Here is a 23,705-nt window from a genome sequence, read left to right as displayed (position 1 = left end):
TACGTTGATCACGTTTGCTCCCGCACGCGCGGTCGTTGGCCTGCCCGGACTGGTTTATGACAAAGCATTGCTGGGGCCGGATCGCGGGCTGCGGTCAGCGGCACATGGGTGAAGTTGCGCCGGGTCAATGCTCGTGTGGCCGCCACAGGAGCGTGACGCCGGGGACGATCCCGAGGGAGGGCCAGCCATGTTGGGCCGTGTCATTGGAGCGCTTCCAGCGTTTGCTCTCGCCGCGGCTCTCGCCGCGGCTCTCGCCGCGTGCGCCTCGGCGCCGCCGTCCAGCGACTATCGCTTCGAACTGCTGGACCAGCAGGTGCGGCGCAGCCCGAACGCCGAGGTGCGGGTGCGCCTCGTCCACCTGCCGGACAACCGCCCGGTCTCCGGCGCCGTGATCTACGAGCACCGCTTCGACATGCCGATGTCGGGCTACAAGGTCGCCACGTCGCGCATGGTTCGGGGACCCAACCCGCCCCCGATCGCCACCGTCGAGGAAGGCAATGGTGTGTACCGGGTGCATGCCGACGTCCCGATGGCAGGCGAATGGATGATGACCCTCGTCGCCCGCGTTCCCGGCGAGGTGCAGCCGGTGCGCGGCAGGGTCCCGATGCGGGTCCGCTAGACAGCTGGGTGTCGCCGCCTGCACCTTCCCGAGCGCGGGACGTCATGCGGCGGAGCCCGCCGCGATGTCGCGCCGCGGCCGTGGTTGCCGAGGGATGCAGCGGGCAATCCCGCAGCAGCGCTTGACCTTCCCATCGTTGGAAACCCCACCTTGGGTCCCCGACACCCAGACGGGCCTGCGGCGTTGCGGGCCGAACCGGAGGCGACAGGCATGAGTGGCCAGCAGAGCGGACACGGGCACGAGAGGCACGGACATCATCCCCAGGCGGATCACCACCACGGCCATGGTCACCATGACCACGGGAACGCGGCGGTGGCCGAGGCGACCCTGGTCACCGACCCGGTGTGCGGCATGAAGGTGGACCCGGCGACCTCGAAGCATCGGCTGGAGCACGGCGGGACCACGTTCCACTTCTGCTCGGCCGGGTGCCGGACGAAGTTCGAGGCCGACCCTGGGAAGTACCTGAGGCCGGAGAAGGCGGCCGCGCCGACGGCGGCTGAGAAGGCCGCTATCTACACCTGCCCGATGCACCCGGAGATCCGGCAGCAGGGACCGGGCAACTGCCCCATCTGCGGCATGGCGCTGGAGCCGCTGGAGGTCACCGCCGAGGCCGCGCCCAACGAGGAACTCGCCGACATGACCCGGCGGTTCTGGGTCGGGCTCGTGCTGACCCTCCCCATCCTCGTCCTGGAGATGGGCGCCCACATCCCCGGCCTCGACCTCCATCACCTCGTCTCGCCCAGGACGTCGGTCTGGATCCAGTTCCTGCTCGGGACGCCGGTCGTGCTCTGGGCGGGCTGGCCGTTCTTCGTCCGCGGCTGGCAGTCGGTGGTGAACCGCAGCCTCAACATGTTCAGCCTGATCGCGCTCGGGACCGGCGCAGCCTACCTCTACAGCGTCGTCGCCACCCTGGCTCCTGGCGTCTTCCCCGAGGGTTTCCGGGGCATGGATGGCACGGTGGCCGTCTACTTCGAGGCGGCGGCCGTCATCACCGTTCTCGTGCTGCTCGGCCAGGTGCTGGAGCTGCGGGCGCGCGAGCAGACCGGCGGCGCCATCCGCGCCCTGCTGAACATGGCACCGAAGACTGCCCGCCGCATCCGGCCGGACGGGTCGGACGAGGAAATCACCCTTGCCGAGGTCCATGTCGGCGACCGGCTGCGCGTCCGCCCGGGCGAGAGCGTGCCGGTGGACGGCGAAGTGCTGGAGGGCAGCGGCGCCGTGGACGAGTCCATGGTCACAGGTGAGTCCATGCCGGTGGAGAAGGCGCCCGGCGCCAAGGTCATCGGCGGCACGGTGAACGGCACCGGGTCGCTCGTCATGCGCGCGGACAAGGTGGGTTCCGACACCATGCTGTCGCGCATCGTGGCGATGGTCGCCGAGGCGCAGCGCAGCCGGGCGCCCATCCAGCGCATGGCCGACATCGTGTCCGGTTACTTCGTCCCGGCGGTCATCGTCATCGCACTGCTGGCCTTCGTCGCCTGGGCTATCTGGGGGCCGAGCCCGGCACTCTCCTACGGGCTGATCGCGGCGGTGTCGGTCCTCATCATCGCTTGCCCCTGCGCGCTGGGGCTAGCCACCCCGATGTCGATCATGGTCGGCGTCGGCAAGGGCGCGGGCGCAGGGGTGCTCATCAAGAACGCCGAGGCGCTCGAGCACATGGAGAAGGTGGACACGCTGGTGGTGGATAAGACCGGCACCCTGACCGAGGGCAAGCCCAAGGTCGTGGCCGTGGTCCCGGCGCCGGGGCTGACCGAGGCCGAGGTAATGCCGCTCGCGGCCAGCCTGGAGCGGTCGAGCGAGCACCCGCTGGCCGCCGCCATCGTCGCCGCGGCGCGCGAGCGCGGGGTCGAGATGCGGGAGCCCGCCGACTTCGCCTCCGTCACCGGCAAGGGCGTGACCGGCACGGTGGACGGCCGCCGGGTCGCGCTGGGGAACGCGCGGCTGATGCAGGAACTTGGAGTGGACCTGGGCCTGCTGGCGGCCAAGGCGGATGAGTTGCGGCGTGAGGGCGGCACCGCGCTGTTCCTGGCCGTGGACGGCAAGCCTGGTGGCGTGGTCGCGGTCGCCGACCCCATTAAGGAGACGACGCCCGCTGCCTTGGCAAGCCTGCGCGCCGACGGCGTTCACATCGTCATGCTGACCGGCGACAACCGCACGACGGCCGAGGCGGTGGCGCGGAAGCTGGGGATCGATGAGTTCCAGGGTGACGTGCTGCCCGAGGACAAGCACCGCATCGTCCGGGAACTCCGCGCCAAGGGGAAGGTCGTCGCCATGGCGGGCGACGGGGTGAACGACGCCCCGGCGCTGGCCGAGGCCGACGTCGGCATCGCCATGGGCACCGGCACGGACGTCGCCATGCAGAGCGCGGGCGTGACGCTGGTGAAGGGTGACCTCGCGGGCATCGCCCGGGCGCGGCACCTGTCGCGCGCAACGATGCGGAACATCCGCCAGAACCTGTTCTTCGCGTTCATCTACAATGCGCTGGGCGTGCCCATTGCCGCTGGCGTGCTCTACCCGTTCCTCGGCATCCTGCTCAGCCCGGTCGTTGCGGCCCTGGCGATGGCGCTGAGCTCGGTCTCGGTCATCGCCAACTCGCTCCGCCTGCGGGCGGTGCGACTCTAGGCTTCGCACGGTGGCGGTGCCGTTCCGGGCGGCACCCCTCTGCGCTCGCCATTCCGAGCAAGCTCGCGAGCGCTTCGAGATCGGCCCGGCACCGCACTGCTGAGTTCTCGGAGAGGTTACGCGCCGCCGGGAACGTCTGCCCTGCCGCACGTTCTAGATCGTCTCCAGGCATGGAGGGCTGCGGCAGATGGGCAGGGCGGCCGGTCTGATCCGGTTGTTGCTGGCGGGGGTGTTCCTGCTGGCCCGTGCCGCGCTTGGTGTCACCGCTAGCGCCGGGCCGCTCCCCGCCACGACCGTCTCCCAGACCGAAGTGCATCATGTGGCAGGCCACGCGGCGCCCACCACCGCTGGGGTTTCCGGCAAGGCAGCGACAGACGCTCCCTGCCGCCAGCACCGTGCCATGCCGTGCAACTGCGGACCCGGCCTTTGCGGCACCGCCGTGGCCGTCCTGCCAGCGACCGCATTCCGCGGCCCGCTGCTGGCCACCACGGTAGCCTTCACGCCCGGCCCGGCTTCCGCCGTCGTGGGCATCTGCGCCAGCCCGGCGCTTCCCCCACCCCGCATCTGACCTGAGACGCCCGGCGGCCCCATTCTGGGGCAACCCGGACGGCCGCGCCTGAACGGGTGCAGCCGCAACCGATGGGCACGGGAGCAGCGGCGCCACTTCCGCCGCCCGTCAGCCATTGGCGCCATCAGAACGGAGACCAGGAATGCAGAACCTGTCACCCGAGATGCAGTCGTGCATCGAGGAATGCCTGCGCTGCCACGGCACCTGCCTGAGCATGGCCATGAACCATTGCCTGCAGCAGGGCGGGAAGCACGTCGAGCCGCAGCACTTCAAGCTCATGCTGGCCTGCGCCGAGATCTGCCAGACCGCGGCCAACTTCATGCTCATCGGCACGCACCACCACAAACACACATGCCGCGAGTGCGCGGAGATCTGCGAGGAGTGTGCGCGCTCCTGCGAGCAGGTCGGCGGCATGGAGGAGTGCGTGCAGGCATGCCGCCGGTGCGCTGATTCCTGTCGGAAGATGGCGGCCTGACGCCGGGAGGCCGACGTGGGGCGGCGGGATGCCCAATCGGGACCCGCCGCCCCAATCCGTGCGGCTATGCCGGAAAAGGATGGCGTCGGGGTTGACCCTCCCACGTGGGAACATCCCACCTCAGCCGCGTCCACATCAGGAGACCGGAAATGTCCGAAGCCACGGCATCCGAGCGCGTCGTTCTGTCCGGCCAGGGCAGGGGCTGCACCACCACCTCCATCGGCGGCATGACCTGCGGGTCCTGCGCCAACGCCGTCCACCGGGCGCTTGCGCGGGTTCCGGGCGTCGTCAGCGTCGAGGTCGACCTCGGGGTAGGGCGAGCCATGGTCCAGGGCGACGCGCGGCCGGAGGACCTGCTGGCTGCCGTCGAGGGCGCCGGATACCGCGCTGCCCTGGGGCAGGGCGGGGCGGCCGGGAACGGGCCGAAAGCCGGAGGCTGCGGGTGCGGCTGCTGAGTGGGCTGGCTCCGCCGAACCAAAACCGCTCGGCCCTGATCCCGACCTGGCTGCACGAGCGAGGGCAGCAAGGAAAGGACGTGGGTCTTGGCGGTCGCACCCATGGTCGTGGCGTGGCGGGCGCCTTGCCCCGTGTCAGGCCTCCGCCTCCACGACAGCGACGGCGCATTCCCGCCCGGGCCAGGCGCTGGAGGCGAAGTTGACGACCTGGCCGGGGCGCAGCCCTCCGGTTGGCAGGTCGGCGACATGGAGGCCGAGGAGGCCCGGCGTGGTCGGCGTCTCCGACGTCTCGCGCCAGCCGTCGGTGCCCCATCGCAGCGCCGCGGGCGCCTCGTGCAGGACCCGCAGGGACTGCCCCGCCCGGATCGTCGCCACGGGCATGCGCGGCGACCAGTGGGCGCTGGTCGGACGCGGCCTGCGCCCCGCGTAGCGCAGCCACACCGCCTCCGGCCTGTCCACCGGGCGCCCCTCCCGCAGGCTGACGGCCAGCTTGACGAACTCGGCGTGAGCCCAGACCAGCGGCATCGCCGAGCCGGAGGGGCGGCCGGGATGGAGGCCCTCGCGCGGCCGCGGGTCGCCGTCCCACACCTGCTCCGGGATGAGGCCCAACCGGCCGCTGACGGCGGCCATGGTGCGGAGGTAGGGCTCGGCGTCCTCGTGGGCGAGGAGCGCGTAGTGGCCGCGCTCCCCGGCCAGCAGCGGCCAGGGCCGCCCCTGGCCGGTCCCGTCGTATGGCCGCCCGTCCGGGTGCTCGCCATAGCCGTCGCCGACGTACCGGCGCCAGAGCGGCCCGCCCGGCGTCTCGGCGCGGAGCAGCGCGTCCGCGAGCGCGACGCTGTTCCGCACCACCGGATCGTCCGGCTGCCGGAGCCCGAAACGCACGAGCTGCAGGAAGTCGGTCGAGACCTGCTCCGCCGCTGGCAGCCCCGGGTCGCGGTCGCGGTTCCTCAGGGGCACGACGCCCTGGAGCGCCGCCCGGTCGGAGACGACACGGGCGGGCGCGACCCGGACGTAGTGGGCGCCGACCCCGTGCGTGCGCGACAGCCTCGTGCCCTCGACCGCGCACCACTCCTCGATGTGCGCGTTCCAGTCGTCGGCCAGCAGGAGGACGTCGCCCCGCTCGGACTCCTCCAGGAACCCGGCGCCGCAGACCAGCGCCGCGATCGCGACGGCCAGGGTGAAGGTGTTGATCCCGTCCGTCTCCTCCCAGCGGTCCTGGTCGGTCGCGGGTCCCTGCCGCACGATGAAGGCCAGCGCCCGGCGCACCATGTCGCGCGCCTCGATGCCGCCGAACGCCTCGTGCTCGGCGAGCGCCGCGGCGAGCAGGACGGGGAAGGCCACCTCGTCGAGCTGGATGCCGCTCCAGCGGGGCGTGCCGCCGAGCCATTGGTTCTGCGCCCAGCGGCCGTCCTCGAGCTGCGTCGCGATCAGGTAGCGGATGATGTCCCGCGCCTCCTCCTCCGCCCCGAGCTCCAGGAGGGCGCCTGCGCTCTCCACGAGGTCGCGCGGCCAGACCAGGTGGTAGCCGCCGATGTCGTCCGTGGAGTTGCCCCAGGGGATGCTGAGGCTGGCCACCATGGCGCCGGGATAGGTCTTGTCCTGGTGCGCCTTGAGCACCATCGCCGAGAGATGGACCTGCTCGTGGAACTCGCCCGGGAGGCCCTTGGCGTGGGCCTTCTCGGTGTGCCAGGCCTGCCAGGCGCGCACCTGCTCGCGCCAGACCGCCTCGAAGGGCTGGACCAGGGCCGAGATGGCGAGCGTCGCCGCCGCCTCCTGGCCGCTGCCGAAGCCGAGGGCCAGCACGGAGCGGCGCCGCAGCCTGCCCATGAGCGCGACATTGCCCGGTCCGGCGCGGTCGTAGGTCCAGGTCATCGCGCCGTTGCGGGCGAAGTCCTGCCAGCCGTCGCTCGCCCCGACGTAGCCAGCGCCCGCCATGCGCCACGCGTCCCGCTGGCCGGGGTCGGCCGCCGCGAGGGCCAGGGCGAAGGGGCCCTGCTCGGCGCAGAGGACCACCCGGCCGCGGTTGGTGAAGACCTCGGCCCGGTTGCCCCGGCCGGTGCCGCCGAGGTGCGGCGCGAGCAGCGCGTAGGGTGCCAGGTCGCCGTCGCCGGTGAGCTCAACCTCGATGAGCAGGACATCCCTGTCCGGGTCCGGCGCGATGCGCAGCGCGAGCTCGAAGCGGCTGTGCCGGTGCAGGACCTGCACCGCCGGGATGCCCGGCCCGGGCGTGGTGATTGCGTAGTCGAGGCCGCGCTTCACCTCGCTCCGGAAGCCCCGGCCGTCGGCGACGATGAAGCCGAGGTCGCGGATCTGCGGGATGTCCACCCGCGGCCAGTAGACCTCGTTGACGATGCCGTGGCCCACCGTGAACCACAGGCGCGCCGGGCCGAGGCTCGTCCCGACCATGTCCTTGTCGCTGCTGGTCCAGGTCGGCGGGATGCCCGGGGCGCCGGGCGCTTCCACGGTGTCGGTCATCACGGTGCGCCTCCCTTGCTGCCGTCCGCCGCCGCCCGGGGTTGGGCGGCCGCAGACAGGTGCGGAACTCTGCCCACGAGGAACCCCCGACCGCCAAGTCGAAGCCGAGGATCCAGCATTTCAAAGTATGAACGCCCCCGTGGACGGCGCGGCGCCGCGCCCGCCTGGGGCAGGCGCTCACGAGCCGTGCGATGCGCGGGCGCTTGACCTTCCCACGGCGGAGGGGCGCAGGATCATGGCGGCCCGCGTCCGTGGAGAGGTGGAAATCCCATCTCCTCCAAGCCCGGAGAACCAGTCCTGGCGGCGCTCGATCTGGCCCTGGAGGAGGGGCAGGCGAAGGTCGCCGAGCACCTGCTGCGCGCCTTGCCTGCCGCGCGCCCGCGCCTTGTAGGCGCTCTGCACCGATGCCACGTCGGGTTCACCCCTGGCCGAGGCGTGCCTCGCGGCTGTGACGCCACGGGAAGGTCGCCGAGGCCGTCATTCCGGCCGGGCCCGGCCCTCATGGGTGAGGGCCAGCGGCGCGGCTTCGGGCCAGGCAGGTAGCCGATGGCGGGGTGCCGACAAGAGCGCTGCTCCCGCCATCCCCGTCATGCGCGAATGGGCAACGCGAATGGCGACAAGGGCTGGGATGGCCGGAGCGTGCCGAGGCCCGACGGTCGGCAAGCGCTGAACCGGATCCTTTCGGCAGCCTGCCGGTGGGGGCGAGGCATCACCGATGCCTCGCCCTGTATCAGAACCCGTCCGGAAACCTGCGGAGGGTCTGAGCCTGCGGGATCAGGCCCACAGATAATCCGACTGGTGTTGGTCGAACTCCTTGACGACGCTCTCGTCGATCTGCTCGACGCCTTTGAGCGTTATCATGTTATCCTTGCCCCAAGTGATGACGACGTCGCCGTCGTACTTGCCGTTGTTGTCGATCTCGAATTTATAATCGTTTTCGATTTTAATGGTGTCGTGCTTGTCATCGAAACCCTTGATGGTGTCGTCACCACCGGACTTGCCGCTGAAGACGAATTTCTCGTCCTTGCTATCGGCAAAGTAGTACTGGTCACCCGGCTTGTCGTGCACGACCTTCACCGGATGGCCGTCGTGCTGGTCCTTCCCGCCGTGGAGGTCTTTCTCGCCCTTGTCGTCCTTCGCAGGCTGCTCGGGCTTCGCGGGATACTCGTCCTTGTCGTCCTTCTCGGGCTTCGCGGGATAGTCGGGCTTATCGTCCTTCGTGGGCTTCTCGTCCTTGTGCCCCTTGTCGTCCTTGTCCGTCTCGTCGCCCTTCTCGGGCTTCGCGGGATAGTCGGGCTTATCGTCCTTCGTGGGCTTCTCGTCCTTGTGCCCCTTGTCGTCCTTGTCCGCCTTGTCGCCCTTCTCGGGCTTCGCGGGATAGTCGGGCTTCTCGTCCTTCGTGGGCTTCTCGTCCTTGTGCCCCTTGTCGTCCTTGTCCGCCTTGTCGCCCTTCCCGGGCTTCGCGGGATAGTCGGGCTTATCGTCCTTCGTGGGCTTTGTAGGCTGCTCACCGCTCCCAGCTGGCTTGTAGCCGTAGCTAACCTTGTCGCCCACTTCGGGAACGGGTGGCGTATTGCTGCCCATGTGAATCTCCTCACTGATGTAACTACGAACCGGGAGCCAAATAACGCGCGCGCCCACGCCTAAAATGCCGGGCCGCCCCGGTTCACGCGCGAAGAAGCGCCCGGTTCTGGCCAAGAACTACACAAGAATCAGCGATTTCTAATCGGCACTACTTTCGTCTCCGAACAACTTTCGTGGGCATTTTCTGTGGCACGGGAACGCCAAAAGTAAGCTCAGGTCTGGGTTTCTGCCTTGAACTTGGGCGCAAGAGCCTTTCTGGAAGAAGTTCGAGGCTTTCGATTCGGTTGTGATCGGGACCGTGCATGTGGAAGCCGGAGCATCGTCGCGCGGCGACGCGGCACGGGTTGCGCTACGACAGCGACCTGACGGACACGGCGTGGGGCGCTGGCGGCACCGCTGATCTGGCCCGCGGCGCGTGGCGCTCGGCGTGCCGCTGGCAGTGGCCGTGCTCCACGCCATGCTCGGCATCCTGCTCAGGCCGGTCGTCGCCGCCGTGGCATGGCGCCCACCTCGGTCTCGGTCATCGCGAACTCGCTGCGGTTGCGGACGGTGCGGCTCCAGGCCGGAGGGTTCGGGCAGCCGGGGGCGGCTCCCCGCCTCATCAATGCCTGTGCTGCCCCGCACCGCCGGATGTGGCGGCGGCGGTGCCCGCCTGTGGGTGCATCTGGTCGCAGTGCGCCATCATCGCCTGCATGTCGGGGCTCATGGTGGCGCCCGGCCGCATCTGCTGACGCATCTCGGCGCAGTGGGCCGCCATCTGCTGCATGTTCATGCCGGACATGTCGTGGCCGTGCATGCCCCCCATCGCACGCATGTCGTGGCCCTGGTGGGTGCCCGTGCCCGACATGCCGCCGGTCTGCTGGGGCGGCGGGGGACTCGGCTACTGGGCGCAGGCCGCCAGCGAGAGGCCCAGCGCCAGCGCGAGCCCGGTGCGGCGAAGCGTCCTGGTGTCAATCATCCGGTACGTCTCCTCGTTGCGGCTTTCGGCGCTGCCGATAGACCGTGCCTGCCGCCGCGCCGCACCGGCGCCCGGGGTGGGCGGCGGCGGGAGGCGCGGCGGACTTTCCACGGGGAACGCCCCGAGGCCAAGCCGAGACGGCGCGACCGAGTATTTCAAAGTATGTATGCGGCCGTGGGCCGCCGGGGCACTTGACCTTCCCACGGGGGAAGGGGGCAGGGTTCGCGCGCCCCATGTCCGTCGCGGAGGAGGAGATGCCGTCACCCCCGAGCCTGGAGGAGCAGATCCTGGCGGCGCTCGAGCAGGCCCTGGCCGAGGGCCGGTCGGACGCGGCCGAGCACCTGCTGCGCGCCCTGGAGGCGCTTTGCGGAGATGCGTCGCCGGGAACGCCCCTGGCGGACGCCTACCTCACGGTGGCCGGGGAGCGGGCGCCGGAGCGGTCCCGTCACTGAGGGCGGCAGACAGTCGAGCTTCGGGCTGGAGGGCGGGTGGGAAGTGGTGCCGCTTGCCAGGCTGGCTCAGAGGGCGAAGCCGATTCCCAGGCCGCTGGGGCCCGGAGGAGCCACACGAGACGGCAAGGGACATGAACGGGGCATGGGTTCCGGGCGCAAAGCTCTCTCCGTGTCTCCGGTGCCTCGCTCATCCCGTCCTGGCTTGCCCCTCGTACATGAAGGTCAGCGGCCTCGGCCCCCGCAGATAGCCGGTCCTCAGGTTGTCCAGCCGGAACCCGGCCGCCCGGACGAGGTCGTCGACCGGCCGGTTGAGGTGGCATCCCCCGGCGACCCGTTTCCAGGCGGGCGTGAGCCGGTCCTGCCACCAACGGACGCCAGGGTCCGGCGCGCGGCCGTGCTCCACGAACAACAGACTGCCGCCGGGCCGCAGGGCGCGGCGCGCCTCCCGCAGCGCCTCGATGGGGTCACCGACGCTGCACATCGTCCAGGTGGTTACCACGGTGTCGACGCTGCGGTCGTCGAGGGGCAGCCGCTCGCTCGCCGCCTCGACGAGCTCAACCTGGAAGCGCGCCCCTCGGGATCGATCCTCCGCCATCCGGAGCAGCGCGGGCGACGGGTCGATGCCGACCACCGAGGTCACGTCCGGCCCGTAGAAGCCGAGGTTCAGGCCCGAGCCGATGCCCAGCTCCAGCACCCGACCCGTGGCGGCGCGTCCCACCCGCTGGCGGAAGGGCACCAGTTCGCCGTGTCGCATGGCGAGCGCGATGAGCCGCGGCAGGATGAGCCGGTCATAGATGCTCATAGCGAAACCCTCCGTTCCCGTTCGGCTTCGGGGGCAAGGCGAATCCAAGGGCAAGAAGACGTACGGCGGTCACTCAACCGCTTCCGGCGTGGGCGTCTGTCTTGGCGTGCCCGCCCGGCGGGCCACGTGGAGAGCCAGCGTGGGCACCACGACCCATTGCAGCAGGGGCGAGACACCGAGGTCGAAGCCGAGGACCGGCACCACCGGCATCAGGTCGGAGTAGGCCCAGCTCTCGCGGACGACGATGTTCAGCCACTCGCTGAAGACGGTGTAGCCGAGCCCGAACACCACGGTGATCGCGCCGACCGCCCCGGACCGCCGGACGGGCCAGTCGCGGCGCCCGGCGAGCACAAGCCCGAGTGCCAAGGAGGTGAGCGCGATGAGGAGGTCGCCGAGCGTGCAGTGGACCACCGCGAATAGCTTCTCGCCCGTGGTCCCGGTCCGCCACAGCGTGTAGAGGGGGAGGTGCGCCGCTTCCCACACGAGGGCGCCCGCGGCGACGGTCAGCAGGTAGGCGCGCAGCGCCGCGAGCCAGTCGGTGGATCCAGTCACGGACGGCGAGCCTCTGCCAGCGACCTCCGCCGCCGTCCCGATCTCCACGCCGCCTGCGCGCTCGTGGGCCAGGGCCAGCCGCATGCGACCGCCCGATCGGAACGGGCGGGACCGCGGGGCGACCGGCACGCGGCGCATCGCGCCGCCGGGCCGCGGCGGCCTGCAGGGGTCATCGTCCCCTCCGGTCTCAGAACATGCCTTTCAGCCATGACCGGATGGCACCCCACGGGCCCTCCAGAGGCTGGCGGTCATGCTCGCCCGCCAACGCGCGGACGTAGGCAACGAGGTTGTCCGGTGCGAAGTCCGGGCCGTGGAAGTTCGCCCTGAGCCGACCCTCGCGGTCGATCACGTGCGTGACCACACCGTGCATCTGCATGCCCTCCGGCGTCGGGGTGAAGCGGTGGCCGAAGGCGGCGGCGAGCGCGCGCGTCGCTTCGGGCCGGTCTGTGCCGCTCGTGAGGAAGATCCAGTTCGCCGGGTCGAGCCCGTGGGCCGGGCCGTAGCCCCGCAGCACCTCGGGCGTGTCCCGCTCCGGATCCGTCGTGACAGTGATGAACCGCACCAGGTCGCGCACGGGCGTCCGGTTGAGCATCTGCCGGATGTCCGCGATGCGCTCCGCGTGCGACGAGCAGACGTCCGGGCAGCTCGCGTAGACGAAGTGTAGCACGACCGCCTTGCCGCGCAGGTCGGCCAAGCCCAGCCATCGGCCCTCCGCGTCCTCGAGCGTGAAATCCGGCGCCGGACGGGGCTCGAGCGGCTGGAAGTACCGCTCGCGGTCGCGCAGCCGGGCCTCGTGGCCTTCGGGCGGGTGGGCGAGACCGCGCGGCGCGGCCGACAGCAGGGCGGCCAGGGCCGCAGCACCGAGCGCTAGGCGGAGCAGTGGGCGGCGCGCGGTCATCGGGCCGCTTCCCGCTCGGAGCGGCTCTGGCGCTCCTGGAAGTCGCGCTCGCGCTCCGGCCACGTGCTCTTGATGAAGGCGAGGACGGCGCGGATCTCGGCGTCCGACAGGACGCTCCCGAAGCCCGGCATGTCGCTCTCGTAGCCGCCGCCAACGACGACGGCCGTGCCGTCCCGGGTGATCCGGAACAGCACGCCGTCCGCGTGGTGCCAAGTGTGCCCCGAGGCGTCGTGCGGGGGCGCGGGCAGCCTCCCGTCGGGCCCGCGCGACTGCCAGTCCGGCTGGCCCTCGAGGTTCGCGCCGTGGCAGCGCGCGCACTGCTCGCCGTAGATGCGGCGGCCCACGGCGACCTGCACCGGGTCGCCGGGATCGATGGCGGTCGATATCGGGCCCGACCGACCATGCCGAGAGAGCAGTGCCGCGCCGCCCATCGCCGCCGCGAACAGGATGATGAAAACGGCGAGCAGCGCAGGTCGCCGCCGCCACGGCCCCGGGCCTCGCCTCGTCACCGCTTGCCTCCCAGTAGGTATTTCAGGAGCGCCACGACACCGAGCACCAGCAGCACGACGACGAGGAGCCACACGAGTCCCATGCCCCACACCATCCCGGCCATGCCGTCCATCATGCCGTGCATCGCGGCCTGCCTCCTGTCCGCAGGGGGAAATTGCACGGACCCCGCCGCCGCGCTCAGCCGCGGCCAGGAGCGGGCGCCCGGCGCCGCCACTGCTGGTTCGGGTGCCCGCCTTGCTCGCCGCCCGGCATGCCCTGCGTCATCCGGCCGCACATCTGCGCCATGTCACCCCGGCCCATGCGGCCGCCCATCATCCCGGAGCCGTTCATGTGAGGGCGTTCCATCATGCCACCGCGCTGCGCGAGCGCCGGGACGGCGAGCGTGGCGGCCCCGAGCAAGGCGGAGGCCGCGAGCAGGTGCCTTGAAATCCTTGCCATGGTCAGCCTCCTTCAACTGCCTCATGCCTGAATCTGGTGGGCGCGGTCAGGAGCCTGCGGGGTGGGCTCGGCCGCGCGTGGCTCCGTCCGGGCTTTGCCCGCGGGGCACGACCGACCCGACCGTCCGGCCATGCACAGGCCCAGGGCGCACATCGCGGCGCAGGGGGCCAAGCTGACCAGGATCGGTGCCACGCCGATGGCGGTGAGCCAGGACCATTGCGAGGCCAGGCCCGCCGCCACGACGGCGAGCCCGAGCATGGCCAGTGCGCGCCGCCCGCGCAGCGCCGCAAAGAGGCGGTCGCCAATTCCGCGGAACGGTAAGTGCACCTCGACGAGGTCCGATTGGGTCGTCATCGACAGGTCCCCTCAGATCGTCATGTAGACGCTGGTGCCGCCGTCCCGGGCGACGGCGTGGACGGTGAACGGCTCGCGCTTGCGCCCCGCCATCCCCGGCGAGCCGGGCGGCATGCCCGGCAGGGTAATGGCCCGCAGCGGCGGCCGCTCGGCCAGGAGCCTGCGGATGGCCTCGACGGGGACGTGACCCTCGACAACGTAGCCGTCGATCATGGCTAAGTGGCAGCCATCCATCTCCTCGGGGACTCCCGCCTCGCGGCTCATGGTCGCCAGGTCGTGGGTCGGCTGCACTTCCACCGCGAAGCCGTTCCGCCGGAGGTAAGCCGCGTAGTCCTCGCAGCAGCTGCATTGCGGGCTCTTGTGGAGCGTGACCTGCGTGGGCGCGGCCGCCAGCGCAGGCAGCGGGATGCAGAGGGCCGCCAGCAGGGTGGCGCGGCGGGAGAGTGAGGTCGTCATCGGTCTTCCTTCTCGGTTTCCGGGTATGGGGTCGGTTTCCAGGTTCGGGTCAGGCCACCCGCAGCACGCCCATCAGGCCGCTGACCTCGTGGTCCATGACGTGGCAGTGCAGCATCCAGGCGCCCGGGTTGTCGGCGACGAAGGCGACCTCAACGGTCTGGCGCGGCTCGACCAGCACCGTGTCGCCCCATTCCGCCCCGGCCACCGCGGTGCCGTTCCGGGTCAGCACCCGGAAGCTGTGGCCGTGCAGGTGCATCGGGTGCCACCACGCGGTCTCGTTGCGGAGCGACAGCATGCAGGTCCGGCCGCGCGCGAGGCTCAGCAGCGGCAGCATGTCCATGTCGCCCTTGCCGGTCATGGACATGCCGTTGATGGCCCAGGCCGCCCCGCGCATGCCCATCATGCCCATGCCGCCCATCATCCCGCCCTGGAGAACGAGCTCGTGCCGCTCCGCCGAGGCCAGGTCCGGCTCGGGTAGCGGGTTGGGCGGCAGGCGCACCGGGGCGTCGAGGGTATGCTCGCGCAGCGGCGCGGCGCGCTCGTAGGCGAGGGCGACGAGCTCGTAGGCGAGGCGGTCGTAGAAGCCGTCGATGACGGCGTGGCGGCTCCCCGGCTTGCCCGCCATGTCCAGGATGACGTCGGCGCGCATGGCGGGGCCGAGCAGCAGCCGCCCGCCCACGGACTCGTGCGGCTCGCAGGGCTGGCCGTCGAGGGCGACCACGACGGGCCGGTGCCCCTCGAACCGCAGCGCCACGATGCGCGCGGTCGCCGCGTTGACGACGCGCAGCCGCACCCGCTCGCCCGAGCGGACGCGCACCGCGTCGGGCACCCGGCCGTTGACGGTGACCGTGTTGCCGAGGCGGCCCGCCATCGCCGCCTCCATGCGGCCGCCGAACCCCGGCGCGACCTGGGCGTCGCGCGTCAGGCGCCAGTCCTGGATGACCCAGACCAGCTCGCGGTCCACCCGGGGCGGCTCGGCCTCCTCGACGATGAGCGCCCCGGCCAGCCCGCGGCCCTGTTGCACCAGGCTATTGTCGTGCGGGTGGTACCAGAAGGTCCCGGCGTCGGGCGGCGTGAACTCGTAGGTGAAGCGCCCGCCGGGCCTGATGGGCGGCTGGGTCAGCCCAGGCACGCCGTCCATGGCGTTGGGCAGGCGGATGCCGTGCCAGTGCACGGTCGTGTCCTCGTCCAGGCGGTTCTCGACGACGGCGCGGAGCCTCGTCCCCTGGCGGACCCGCAGCACCGGCCCGGGGACCGAGCCGCCGTAGGCCCACACGGCCGTGGCGGGGTGGTCGTCGCCGACCATCGGCGCGCGGGCCGGTGCGGCGGTCAGCCGCAGGGAAGCGGGCGCGCTCGTGGCGGATGCGGCATTTCCCCCCGCGGGCAGCGCAGCCGCCAGCGCGAGGGCGCCGCCCGCCCTCCAGAATTGCCGCCGGGTCAGCTCCAGCGGTGTGGTGATTCGCATGATGTCCGTCCTCGTCATGCCGACGCAGCCCGCACGGGGCGGGTGCGTGGCGCGGGCCCGGCGGAGGCCGGACCCATGGAACTCCGGCCGCCGCCCGCAGTGGGCGGGCGGCGGTTAGACGAGGGGGAGGGGTCTGGGCGGGAAGGGGTCGGGCGGGAGCGTCCTGCCCTGTCGGTCCGCAGGCGCCAGCCCCGCGTACTCGAAAGCGACAGCGACGGGCGCGGCCAGGACGGTCGGGGCCGGTAGGCCGACGACGGCGCCCGAGCAGGCGAGGGCACTGCAGGGCATCATCTTGGTGCCGCCATCGCCGCCAGGCGCCTTGGTCGGGCAGTCGCCGCAGGGCTGGCCGGGGCCTCCGGCCATCATGGCGCCGCCGGGCATGGGCATCGCCGACGCGGTCCCCGGCAGCGCCGTCGCCAGCACGAAGGCGAGGGCGGTCAGGACCAGCAGCAGGCGCCGGAGGACGGGCGTACCCATGACCGGACGATATGTCCCTCGGCGTTTGCCCTGCAAGGTCATGCCCGCGCGGCCCTCCTCACCGCGGCGACACCAGGTCGGCTCCGCGGGCGCGCCGGAGCGCGTCCAGCACCGCCTCCCGGGTCAGGACCTCGGACAGGAGGATGCCCCGCGGGGCGCCGGGGCCGTAGACCGCGTTGAAGGGGATGCCGAAGCGGTCGTTCCGGGCGAGGTAGTCGGAGATCCGGGCGTCCGGGCGGGTCCAGTCGGCTCGCATGGCGACCACGCCCGGCCCGGCCAGGGCCACCGCCACCTCGGGCCACTCCAGCACCAGGGCGTCGTTGACCTTGCAGTTGGCGCACCAGTCCGCGGTCACGTCCACGAGGACCACCCTGCCCTCGGCCACGAGACGCCGGAGGGCCGCCTCGTCGAAGGGTGCCCAGGCCGTCGCCGCGGCGCTCGGCGGAGCCGCCCGAAGCACGACGGGCGCGGCTCCGGCCCCCGCGAGGGCGAGGACAACCACGGCCGCGGCGGCGGGCGGGCCGATCCGCGGGCGCAGCACCAGCGCCCCGGCCAGCACCGCCAGCGCGACAGCCACCGCTACCGCGGCCTCCCAGGAGGTCTGGGCGGCCAGCACGGCGAGGAGCCAGGCGGCCGTCCCCGCCAGGGCGACGGCCAGCACGCGCCGGAGCGCGATCATCCACTGGCCCGGCCTCGGCAGGAGGCGGACGAGGCCGGGGAAGGCGGCGCCCAGGAGGTGCGGCGTGGCCAGCCCCACCCCCAGGGCGCCGAAGATGGCCAGGATCTCGGCCGGGCCCCGCGCCAGCGCGAAGCCGACGGCCGTGCCGACGAAGGGGGCGGAGCACGGCGTCGCCAGCACCGTGGTGAACGCCCCGGCGGCGAAGCTGCCCGCGAGCCCGTCCCCGCCCGCGCGGCCCATCGCGGTCGCCAGGCGCGACGGCAGCGGGATCTCGAGCAGCCCGGCGAGGCTCGCCGCGAAGACGGTGAGGGCGGCCGCCATCGCCACGAGGAACACCGGTTGCTGGAACTGCATGCCCCAGCCGACCGCGATCCCGGCAGCCTTCAGGGCGGCCAGCGCGCCGCCGAGGGCGAGCATGGAGGCGACGACGCCCGCCGCCGTGGCCAGGAAGTCGAGGCGGACCTGGCGTCGCGCCTGCCCCTGGTGCCGCAGCGCGGCCATCAGCTTGAGGCTGAGCACCGGCAGGACGCAGGGCATCAGGTTCAGGACCAGCCCGCCGAGCAGCGCCACGCCCAGGAACGGCAGCAGGCTGCCCCACGCCCCAGCGCGGGCAGCACCCGCCGCGACCGTGCCTCGGGTCTCCGCCGCCCGCGGCCCGTCCAGCACGGTCACGGTGACGCCGGTGCCCGGCATGCCGACCGCGTCCGGCCCGGAGGTCACGGGCAGCACCGCCGTCGCAGTTCCGCGGTCGGGGCCGAAGGAGAACTCCGGTTTGCCGAAGGTCCACCTCTCGCTCTCGACGATGACGTCCGGCGCGGAGAGCGGCTGCCTAGAGGAGAGCCTGACCTCCAGGGCGGCCGGGTTCCCGGGGACCGCGGCGACGCCGTCCACCGCGAGCCCGGACCGCGAGCCGTCGTCCGGCACCTGGGCGTCGTGGCGGGCGATGAGGTTGGCCGCCTCCGGGTCCACCGCGGCCGTGCCCGCTGGCAGGTCGAGCGACAGCGCCAGGCTCTTCGGGACGCAGACGGTGCTGCAGACCAGGATGTCGAGCCTGCCCTGGAGCGCGACCGGCTCGCCGGGCCGCTCGGGGCGGACGGTGAGCGGGAAGACGACCTCGTCGAGGTAGCCGAAGGTCTCGAGGCCGAACAGCGTGAACCGGGTGGGCGCGGGCCAGCGCCAGTCCACCGCGGCGACGTTCGCCGAGCCGGACCAGTCCACCGCGGGCGCCGCCCCGGCGTCCCCGGGCGAGCGCCAGTAGGTGTCCCAGCCGTCGGCCATGGAGACCTGGAGCCCCGCCCTGATTTCCCTGTCGGATCCGGCGGCGTCGGTCGCGGCGAGCAGGCGGGCGCGCATGGTCTCCCCGGACGCCCACGGGCCACTCGCCGCCCGCGGCGCCGCGGCGGGCCACGCCAGGACGAAGGCGACGAGCGCCGCGGCGAGCAGGCGCAGGCAGCCCGCGAGAGCTTCCGAGAGGGTCCCGAAGCGCTCTTGGCGCCGGGCGGCTTTGGAGAACATGCCAGCCACGCCCGCCGCTCCTCCGATGCTCATGGTCGCTCCCCTACTCTGACCGCGGGTTCCAGCCGCGCAGCAGGAGCGCGTTCGTGACCACGCTGACGCTGCTCAACGCCATCGCCGCGCCCGCAACCACCGGGCTGAGCAGGCCGAGCGCCGCCAGCGGGATGCCGACCAGGTTGTAGACGAAGGCCCAGAAGAGCCCCTGCCGGATCTTGCGGTAGGTCCGCCGCGACACGTCGATGGCCCCCGCGACCAGCGCCGGGTCGCCCCGCATCAGCGTCACCCCCGCCGTGTGCATGGCGACGTCGGTGCCGGTCGCCATGGCGATGCCGACGTCGGCCGCGGCGAGTGCGGGCGCGTCGTTGACGCCGTCGCCGACCATGGCAACCACCTTGCCCTCGCCGCGCAGCCTGGCGACCGCCTCGGCCTTGCCCTCGGGCAGCACCTCCGCGACCACCCTGTCGATGCCCAGCGACCGGGCGGCGACGGCCGCGGCGCCTCGGCCATCGCCGGTCAGCATGACCGTCTCGATGCCCTGGCGGTGCAGCCGGTCGACGGCGTCCCTCGCCGAATCCTTGACGCTGTCGCCGAACGCGATCAGGCCGAGGGCCCGGCGGTTAGGCGCCGTCTCTGCCAGCCAGGACACGGTCCGCCCCGACGCCTCGAGATCCCTGGCCACCGGGGCGAGCGCATCGCCGACCAGCCCGTTCTCCTCGAGCAGGCGCCGGTTGCCGAGGATGAGCGAGCGCCCCGCGACCTCGCCCGAGACGCCCCGCCCAGCGAGGGCGCGGAAGTCCTTGGCCGATTCCTGCGGGATACCCTCGGCCTCGGCCCGGCGCCGGACGGCGGCCGCCAGCGGGTGTTCGCTCCCCGCCTGGAGCGCGGCGGCCAGGCGGAGGACCTCCGCCGCTTCCGCATAGGCGGGGGCGACGTCGGTCACCTCGGGGCGCCCCTCGGTCAGGGTGCCGGTCTTGTCGAAGGCGACCGTGGTGATCGCGTGCGCCCGCTCCAGTGCCTCGGCGTCCTTGATGAGGATGCCGTGCCGCGCCGCGGCACCGGTGCCGACCATGATGGCGGTTGGCGTCGCCAGGCCCAGGGCGCAGGGACAGGCGATGACCATGACCGCCACCGCGTTCAGGATGGCTGCCGTCGCGTCGCCGGTGACCGCCCACCAGCCGACGAAGGTGACGAGCGCGATGCCGAGCACAACCGGGACGAAGACCGCGCTGACGCGGTCCACCAGGCGCTGGATCGGCGCCTTGGACGCCTGGGCGCCCTCGACCAGCCGCACGATCCTGGCCAGCGTGGTCTCCGCGCCGATGGCGGTGGTCTCGACGACCAGCAACCCATCCGTGTTGATGGAGCCGCCGGTCACCTTGGCCCCGGGCGCCTTTTCCACGGGCAGGCTCTCGCCGGTCAGCATGGACTCGTCGACGCTGCCGCCGCCCTCCACCACGCGCCCGTCCACCGGGATGCGCTCGCCCGGGCGGACCACGACGACGTCGCCGACCCGGACCTCGGCGAGCGGCACCTCGACCTCGGCGCCGCCCCGGCGCAGGCGCGCCTTGTCGGGCCGGAGATCCATGAGGGCGCGGATGGCCGACGCCGTCTGTCCCTTCGCGCGCGCCTCCAGCCACTTGCCGAGCAGGACGAAGGCGATGATGAGCGCCGAGGACTCGAAGTAGAGCGCGGGCGCGTGATCCCCGTGCGCCGTTAGCAGCTCAAAGACGCTTAGCCCCCAGGCGGCTGTCGTGCCCAGGGCGACCAGCAGGTCCATGTTGCCGCTGAGGGACCGCGCGGCCTTCCACCCGGCCACGTAGAACCGCCAGCCCAGCCAGAACTGCACCGGCGTCGCCAGGGCGAACTGGACCCAGCCGGGCAGCATCATCCACTCGGCCCCGAACAGGTGGCCCGCCATGCCGAGCAGGAGTGGCGCCGAGAGCGCGGCCGTGGCCACGACGCGGAACAGCTCGCGACGGCTCCGGGCCGCGGCGGCATCCGTCTCCTCCGACGGGGCGCTCGCCCGCTCGACCGGGCTGGCCTCGTAGCCAGTGTCCTGGATGGCTGCGACGAGCTGCTGAATGGTGACGGCGCTCCGGGCGGCGGTGACGCGGGCCCGTTCGGTGGCCAGGTTCACCTCGGCCTCCATGACGCCCGGCACCCGCCTCAGCGCCCGCTCGACCCGGCCGACGCAGGAGGCGCAGCTCATTCCCTCGATGCCGATGTCCACCTCGGCACCGCCCCCGGCCTTCGCGGCAGTCCCGGCCTCCACAGTCGGAGCGTCCATTGCGCCTGTCTCCTGAACTCAAACTGCCGGATCAGATGCGGCTTCCCACAATGGCAAGGTCAAGGGGCGCCGCGAGGGGCGCCGTCCTGCACCGGCCACGGCGACACGCCCGGGCTGGGCACGTGCCATTCGGTCATCGCCCCTCGCGGTCGCCTTCGTGGGCCTGTTCGGCGGCCGGAGCCATCTGCCTGCCCCCATGGGCGTGCCCATGGCCCTGGTCGGCGCTTTCGCCGCGACCGCGAGGAGGGCGGGGAGGATTCGTTTCGTTGCGGTCCGGGCAGCGTCGGATCTCGCGGGAGAATCCGGCCGGATGCCGTCCGGCGAGCCGGTCCAGTGTGTCAAAGTATTAAAGCGGCGCCGGGGCGCCGCGGTGTGGCGATCATCGGGAGAGTGTCGGCGCGCCCGCGCCCCGCGGCCGCGGGCAAGGGGTTCGGCGCGATCCGGCAAGGGAAGGGCGGCGGCCGACGGGCCGGGTGCGCTGGGTTGCTGACGGCAAAACGACTTGCCCGTCCAGGCGGTGTCCCGCATGGGCGGCCGATCCAAGGTTGCATTGGGCGAGGAGGGGGCATGGGGCAGGGTGGTCGCCCGGCGGAACCGGCAGGCACTGCGGTGGGGGGCGGGGCGCGGCATGCGGGGCTGACCCGGCTGCGCTTCTTCCTCATCGGCTGGGTGGTCCTCTACCACCTCGACCTGCCGCTGCACGTGACCGAGACCTACACCTGGCTCGCGCCGGTGCTGCGCCGCGGCTATCTCGGGGTGGACGGGTTCTTCCTGCTCTCGGGCTTCGCCCTCTGGCTCGGCTACCGGGCACGGCCGCCAATGAGCCTGGCCGGGATCGGCCAATTCCTGCTGCGACGCGTGGCCAAGATCTGGCCGCTGCACGCCCTGGCGCTGCTGGCGCTGGCGCTGCTGGTGGGCGTGGCGGTCGCGCTGGGCATGACCATCCATGACCCGGGCCGTTTCGGCCTCCGCGACTTCCTGCTGCAGCTCGCCCTGCTGAACGCCTGGGAGACGTCCGAGCGCTTCACCTGGAACTACCCGTCTTGGGCGCTGTCCGCGGAGTGGGCTGGCTATCTCGCCTTTCCCTTTGTGCTGCGCGGCCTGCTGCGGCTGCCGAGCGCGGCGGTGGCGCTGGCGGCGGCGGGAGGGCTGCTCGGCCTCTGGCTGCTGACGCGCTGGGGCCCGGCGCCCTCGCTGAACCACACGCTGCATCTCGGGCTGCTGCGCTTCTTCCTGGAATTCGGCATCGGACTCTCCCTTGGCCGACTCGCGACCGAGGGCCGACTGCCCCGTCCCCTGCTCTGGCCAGCCCTGGCCGGGCTTCCGGCTGGGCTGCTGCTCGGGGAAGACGCGCTCGCGGCGCTCGGGCTGGCCGCCCTCGTCCCGACAATCTGGCAGGCAGGCCTCGGCCGCCCGGCGCCCGCGCGGCCGGACCTGCTCCTGCGGCTCGGCGAGGCGTCCTTCGGCATCTATCTCTGCTGGGTTTTCGTCGAGGCTGCGGTGGTCGGGGTGCTGCGGCTGGCCGAGCTGGGGCCGCCCGGGCGGGCCGCGCTGATGGTGGCGGGCTACCTGGCCACCCTGCTGGCCGGTTGGCTGGCCTGGCGCTGGGTGGAGATGCCTGCCCAGCGCTGGATCCTGCGGCGGCGGGCCGCACCGCCGTTCGGCCTCGCCCGGGCGGCAACGGAACGACCTGGAGCCTGACTGCGGCGGGACCCTTGGCGCATCGCCAGCCGTCACTCCGCCACCGCGAACGACTTTGCCTTCCGCGCCGTCGCCTGTGCCCGGGGCAGGCGCCAGCCCTTCACCAGGCCGTAGATCGCCGGGATGACCAGGAGCGTCAGCACCGTCGAGGACACCATGCCGCCGACCATCGGGACGGCGATGCGCCGCATGAGCTCCGAGCCGGTGCCGGTGCTCCAGAGGATGGGCAGCAGCCCCGCCATGATGGCGGTGACCGTCATCATCTTTGGCCGCACGCGCTCGACCGCGCCCTCCATGATGGCGTGGCGCAGGTCGGACTGGCTCAGCGGCCGACCTTCCGCGCGGCACCGCTCGCGCGCCGCGTCGAGCGCGTGGTCCAGGTAGATCAGCATGATGACGCCGGTCTCCGCCGCGACCCCGGCCAGCGCGATGAAGCCGACCGCGACCGCGACGGAGAGGTTGAACTGCATCAGGTGCATCAGCCAGACGCCGCCGACGAGCGCGAAGGGCACCGAGAGCATGACGATGAGCGTCTCGGTGAGCCGCCCGAAGTTCAGGTAGAGCAGCACGAAGATGACGAGCAGGGTGACCGGCACGACGATGGCCAGTTTCGCCTTGGCCCGCTGCATGTACTCGAACTGGCCGCTCCACTCGACGTGGTAGCCGGGCGGCATCCGCACCCGCTCCGCCACGGCGCGCCGGGCGTCGGCGACGTAGCCACCGACGTCGCGGCCGTGCATGTCGACATAGACGTAGTTCACCAGCTGCGCGTTCTCGGTCCGGATTGTCGGCGGGCCACGGCGCAGCTGGACCGTCGCCAGCTGGCCCAGGGGGATGGCGGCGCCCTGCATGCCCTGGACCAGCACCTGGGCGGCGATTCCTTGCGGGTCGCTGCGCAGGCCGCGCGGGTAGCGGACGTTCACCGTGTAGCGGGCGCGGCCCTCGACCGTGGTGGTGACCGGCTCGCCGCCGAGCGCGGTGGCGATGGTCTCCTGCAGGTCGCCGACGGTCAGGCCATGGCGGGCGAGCGCCGCCCGGTCGGGCTCGATCTCGAGGTAGTAGCCGCCCTCGACCCGCTCGGCGAAGGCGCTGGTCGTGCCGGGCACCGCCCGGATCGCGGCCTCGACCTCGCGCGACAGCCGGTCGATGCCCGTCAGGTCCGGGCCGTAGACCTTGACGCCGACGGGCGTGCGGATGCCGGTCGAGAGCATGTCGATGCGCGCCTTGATCGGCATGGTCCAGGCTGTCCGGCGTCAGCGCCCATGAGACAGCCGGGGGTGATTGAGGGGCGGAGGATTTCGGGCTCATCGTAACTGTCAAGGAGTGAAGATGAGCCCGAAATCCTCCGCTCCGACCAGCAAGG

At 72.2% G+C, this 23,705-nt stretch carries 23 protein-coding genes and 1 pseudogene; 7 read left to right on the top strand and 17 right to left on the bottom strand.

What is annotated here, in order from left to right; translation table 11 throughout:
• Positions 1–187 precede the first annotated feature (187 nt).
• The 4 genes from LHA35_RS24385 to LHA35_RS24370 all read left to right on the top strand — a co-directional run bounded on the left by LHA35_RS24385 (position 188) and on the right by LHA35_RS24370 (position 4,739).
• Positions 188–619 (top strand): FixH family protein, encoded by a 432-nt coding sequence (locus LHA35_RS24385; protein WP_226613423.1) that lies wholly within the window; start codon positions 188–190, stop codon positions 617–619.
• A 312-nt stretch (positions 620–931) separates the two neighbouring features.
• A complete protein-coding gene (locus LHA35_RS24380) occupies positions 932–3,241 on the top strand; it encodes a heavy metal translocating P-type ATPase (RefSeq protein ID WP_226613422.1) in 2,310 nt (769 codons plus the stop codon).
• A gap of 710 nt (positions 3,242–3,951) precedes the next feature.
• Positions 3,952–4,284 (top strand): four-helix bundle copper-binding protein, encoded by a 333-nt coding sequence (locus tag LHA35_RS24375; RefSeq protein WP_226613420.1) that lies wholly within the window; start codon positions 3,952–3,954, stop codon positions 4,282–4,284.
• Between the two features lie 149 nt (positions 4,285–4,433).
• Positions 4,434–4,739: a heavy-metal-associated domain-containing protein gene (locus LHA35_RS24370; protein ID WP_226613419.1), complete on the top strand. Its 306-nt coding sequence runs from the start codon at positions 4,434–4,436 to the stop codon at positions 4,737–4,739.
• Positions 4,740–4,874: 135 nt separating this feature from the next.
• Here the strand turns inward: LHA35_RS24370 and LHA35_RS24365 are convergent, their stop codons facing one another.
• Entirely contained in the window at positions 4,875–7,214 is a 2,340-nt protein-coding gene (locus LHA35_RS24365) for a glycoside hydrolase family 15 protein (RefSeq protein WP_226613417.1), read from the bottom strand.
• A 774-nt stretch (positions 7,215–7,988) separates the two neighbouring features.
• Positions 7,989–8,798 (bottom strand): hypothetical protein, encoded by an 810-nt coding sequence (locus LHA35_RS24360; protein WP_226613415.1) that lies wholly within the window; start codon positions 8,796–8,798, stop codon positions 7,989–7,991.
• Positions 8,799–9,100: 302 nt separating this feature from the next.
• Here LHA35_RS24360 and LHA35_RS24355 point away from each other — a divergent pair.
• Positions 9,101–9,224, top strand: a pseudogene (locus LHA35_RS24355) (IS5/IS1182 family transposase); the annotation flags it as partial.
• Between the two features lie 175 nt (positions 9,225–9,399).
• On the opposite strand, the gene LHA35_RS24350 reads toward LHA35_RS24355, so the two are convergent.
• Together LHA35_RS24350 and LHA35_RS24345 are read right to left on the bottom strand one after the other, a co-directional pair.
• Positions 9,400–9,645, bottom strand: coding sequence for a hypothetical protein (locus tag LHA35_RS24350; RefSeq protein ID WP_226613445.1), 246 nt, complete (start codon positions 9,643–9,645; stop codon positions 9,400–9,402).
• A 33-nt stretch (positions 9,646–9,678) separates the two neighbouring features.
• The gene (locus LHA35_RS24345) at positions 9,679–9,867 is read right to left on the bottom strand and encodes a hypothetical protein (RefSeq protein ID WP_226613443.1); all 189 of its coding nucleotides are present in this window, start codon (positions 9,865–9,867) and stop codon (positions 9,679–9,681) included.
• A 122-nt stretch (positions 9,868–9,989) separates the two neighbouring features.
• Here LHA35_RS24345 and LHA35_RS24340 point away from each other — a divergent pair, with 122 nt between their 5' ends.
• Positions 9,990–10,208: a hypothetical protein gene (locus LHA35_RS24340; RefSeq protein ID WP_226613414.1), complete on the top strand. Its 219-nt coding sequence runs from the start codon at positions 9,990–9,992 to the stop codon at positions 10,206–10,208.
• 187 nt (positions 10,209–10,395) lie between these two features.
• On the opposite strand, the gene LHA35_RS24335 is transcribed toward LHA35_RS24340, so the two are convergent.
• From LHA35_RS24335 to LHA35_RS24285, 12 genes are all read right to left on the bottom strand, one after another.
• Positions 10,396–11,010 carry a class I SAM-dependent methyltransferase gene (locus LHA35_RS24335; protein ID WP_226613412.1) on the bottom strand — a complete coding sequence of 205 codons (615 nt, stop codon included), beginning with the start codon at positions 11,008–11,010 and terminating at the stop codon, positions 10,396–10,398.
• A gap of 69 nt (positions 11,011–11,079) precedes the next feature.
• Positions 11,080–11,562 carry a hypothetical protein gene (locus LHA35_RS24330; protein ID WP_226613410.1) on the bottom strand — a complete coding sequence of 161 codons (483 nt, stop codon included), beginning with the start codon at positions 11,560–11,562 and terminating at the stop codon, positions 11,080–11,082.
• A gap of 187 nt (positions 11,563–11,749) precedes the next feature.
• Positions 11,750–12,460, bottom strand: a complete 711-nt coding sequence (locus tag LHA35_RS24325; protein WP_226613408.1) for an SCO family protein — start codon at positions 12,458–12,460, stop codon at positions 11,750–11,752.
• Complete coding sequence (locus LHA35_RS24320; RefSeq protein WP_226613407.1) at positions 12,457–12,969, bottom strand: c-type cytochrome; 513 nt, start codon at positions 12,967–12,969, stop codon at positions 12,457–12,459. Before LHA35_RS24320 ends, LHA35_RS24325 begins: the two co-directional genes overlap by 4 nt.
• Positions 12,966–13,094 (bottom strand): hypothetical protein, encoded by a 129-nt coding sequence (locus LHA35_RS28815; protein ID WP_264185774.1) that lies wholly within the window; start codon positions 13,092–13,094, stop codon positions 12,966–12,968. The genes LHA35_RS24320 and LHA35_RS28815 overlap by 4 nt, the downstream gene beginning before the upstream one ends.
• 53 nt (positions 13,095–13,147) lie before the next feature.
• Positions 13,148–13,408 (bottom strand): hypothetical protein, encoded by a 261-nt coding sequence (locus tag LHA35_RS24315; protein WP_226613405.1) that lies wholly within the window; start codon positions 13,406–13,408, stop codon positions 13,148–13,150.
• Between the two features lie 21 nt (positions 13,409–13,429).
• Positions 13,430–13,762 (bottom strand): hypothetical protein, encoded by a 333-nt coding sequence (locus LHA35_RS24310; RefSeq protein ID WP_226613403.1) that lies wholly within the window; start codon positions 13,760–13,762, stop codon positions 13,430–13,432.
• Positions 13,763–13,774: 12 nt separating this feature from the next.
• On the bottom strand, positions 13,775–14,218 hold the full coding sequence (locus tag LHA35_RS24305; RefSeq protein ID WP_226613401.1) for a DUF411 domain-containing protein: 444 nt from the start codon (positions 14,216–14,218) through the stop codon (positions 13,775–13,777).
• 49 nt (positions 14,219–14,267) lie between these two features.
• Complete coding sequence (locus tag LHA35_RS24300; RefSeq protein WP_226613400.1) at positions 14,268–15,683, bottom strand: multicopper oxidase family protein; 1,416 nt, start codon at positions 15,681–15,683, stop codon at positions 14,268–14,270.
• Between the two features lie 114 nt (positions 15,684–15,797).
• On the bottom strand, positions 15,798–16,160 hold the full coding sequence (locus tag LHA35_RS24295; protein WP_226613398.1) for a hypothetical protein: 363 nt from the start codon (positions 16,158–16,160) through the stop codon (positions 15,798–15,800).
• A 58-nt stretch (positions 16,161–16,218) separates the two neighbouring features.
• Complete coding sequence (locus LHA35_RS24290) at positions 16,219–18,387, bottom strand: protein-disulfide reductase DsbD family protein (protein ID WP_226613396.1); 2,169 nt, start codon at positions 18,385–18,387, stop codon at positions 16,219–16,221.
• A gap of 10 nt (positions 18,388–18,397) precedes the next feature.
• Positions 18,398–20,641 (bottom strand): heavy metal translocating P-type ATPase, encoded by a 2,244-nt coding sequence (locus LHA35_RS24285; RefSeq protein WP_226613394.1) that lies wholly within the window; start codon positions 20,639–20,641, stop codon positions 18,398–18,400.
• 567 nt (positions 20,642–21,208) lie between these two features.
• Between LHA35_RS24285 and LHA35_RS24280 the strand changes: the two genes are divergently transcribed.
• Entirely contained in the window at positions 21,209–22,342 is a 1,134-nt protein-coding gene (locus LHA35_RS24280) for an acyltransferase family protein (protein WP_226613392.1), read from the top strand.
• A gap of 32 nt (positions 22,343–22,374) precedes the next feature.
• Here the strand turns inward: LHA35_RS24280 and LHA35_RS24275 are convergent, their stop codons facing one another.
• Positions 22,375–23,577, bottom strand: coding sequence for an efflux RND transporter permease subunit (locus tag LHA35_RS24275; RefSeq protein WP_226613389.1), 1,203 nt, complete (start codon positions 23,575–23,577; stop codon positions 22,375–22,377).
• Positions 23,578–23,705: the final 128 nt, after the last annotated feature.

It is taken from the genome of Roseicella aerolata (assembly GCF_020523605.1).
GTDB classification, from domain to species: domain Bacteria; phylum Pseudomonadota; class Alphaproteobacteria; order Acetobacterales; family Acetobacteraceae; genus Paracraurococcus; species Paracraurococcus aerolatus.
This window is presented reverse-complemented; position numbering and strand designations above follow the sequence as displayed.

Bases quoted from the DNA above. Each gene is read 5' to 3' on its own strand.
- LHA35_RS24385 (WP_226613423.1), top strand. From the start codon at position 188: ATGTTGGGCCGTGTCATTGGAGCGCTTCCAGCGTTTGCTCTCGCCGCG.
- LHA35_RS24375 (WP_226613420.1), top strand. From the start codon at position 3,952: ATGCAGAACCTGTCACCCGAGATGCAGTCGTGCATCGAGGAATGCCTG.
- LHA35_RS24370 (WP_226613419.1), top strand. From the start codon at position 4,434: ATGTCCGAAGCCACGGCATCCGAGCGCGTCGTTCTGTCCGGCCAGGGC.
- LHA35_RS24365 (WP_226613417.1), bottom strand. From the start codon at position 7,214: ATGACCGACACCGTGGAAGCGCCCGGCGCCCCGGGCATCCCGCCGACC.
- LHA35_RS24360 (WP_226613415.1), bottom strand. From the start codon at position 8,798: ATGGGCAGCAATACGCCACCCGTTCCCGAAGTGGGCGACAAGGTTAGC.
- LHA35_RS24350 (WP_226613445.1), bottom strand. From the start codon at position 9,645: ATGTCGGGCACGGGCACCCACCAGGGCCACGACATGCGTGCGATGGGG.
- LHA35_RS24340 (WP_226613414.1), top strand. From the start codon at position 9,990: ATGTCCGTCGCGGAGGAGGAGATGCCGTCACCCCCGAGCCTGGAGGAG.
- LHA35_RS24335 (WP_226613412.1), bottom strand. From the start codon at position 11,010: ATGAGCATCTATGACCGGCTCATCCTGCCGCGGCTCATCGCGCTCGCC.
- LHA35_RS24325 (WP_226613408.1), bottom strand. From the start codon at position 12,460: ATGACCGCGCGCCGCCCACTGCTCCGCCTAGCGCTCGGTGCTGCGGCC.
- LHA35_RS28815 (WP_264185774.1), bottom strand. From the start codon at position 13,094: ATGCACGGCATGATGGACGGCATGGCCGGGATGGTGTGGGGCATGGGA.
- LHA35_RS24315 (WP_226613405.1), bottom strand. From the start codon at position 13,408: ATGGCAAGGATTTCAAGGCACCTGCTCGCGGCCTCCGCCTTGCTCGGG.
- LHA35_RS24310 (WP_226613403.1), bottom strand. From the start codon at position 13,762: ATGACGACCCAATCGGACCTCGTCGAGGTGCACTTACCGTTCCGCGGA.
- LHA35_RS24305 (WP_226613401.1), bottom strand. From the start codon at position 14,218: ATGACGACCTCACTCTCCCGCCGCGCCACCCTGCTGGCGGCCCTCTGC.
- LHA35_RS24300 (WP_226613400.1), bottom strand. From the start codon at position 15,683: ATGCGAATCACCACACCGCTGGAGCTGACCCGGCGGCAATTCTGGAGG.
- LHA35_RS24295 (WP_226613398.1), bottom strand. From the start codon at position 16,160: ATGGGTACGCCCGTCCTCCGGCGCCTGCTGCTGGTCCTGACCGCCCTC.
- LHA35_RS24290 (WP_226613396.1), bottom strand. From the start codon at position 18,387: ATGAGCATCGGAGGAGCGGCGGGCGTGGCTGGCATGTTCTCCAAAGCC.
- LHA35_RS24285 (WP_226613394.1), bottom strand. From the start codon at position 20,641: ATGGACGCTCCGACTGTGGAGGCCGGGACTGCCGCGAAGGCCGGGGGC.
- LHA35_RS24280 (WP_226613392.1), top strand. From the start codon at position 21,209: ATGGGGCAGGGTGGTCGCCCGGCGGAACCGGCAGGCACTGCGGTGGGG.
- LHA35_RS24275 (WP_226613389.1), bottom strand. From the start codon at position 23,577: ATGCCGATCAAGGCGCGCATCGACATGCTCTCGACCGGCATCCGCACG.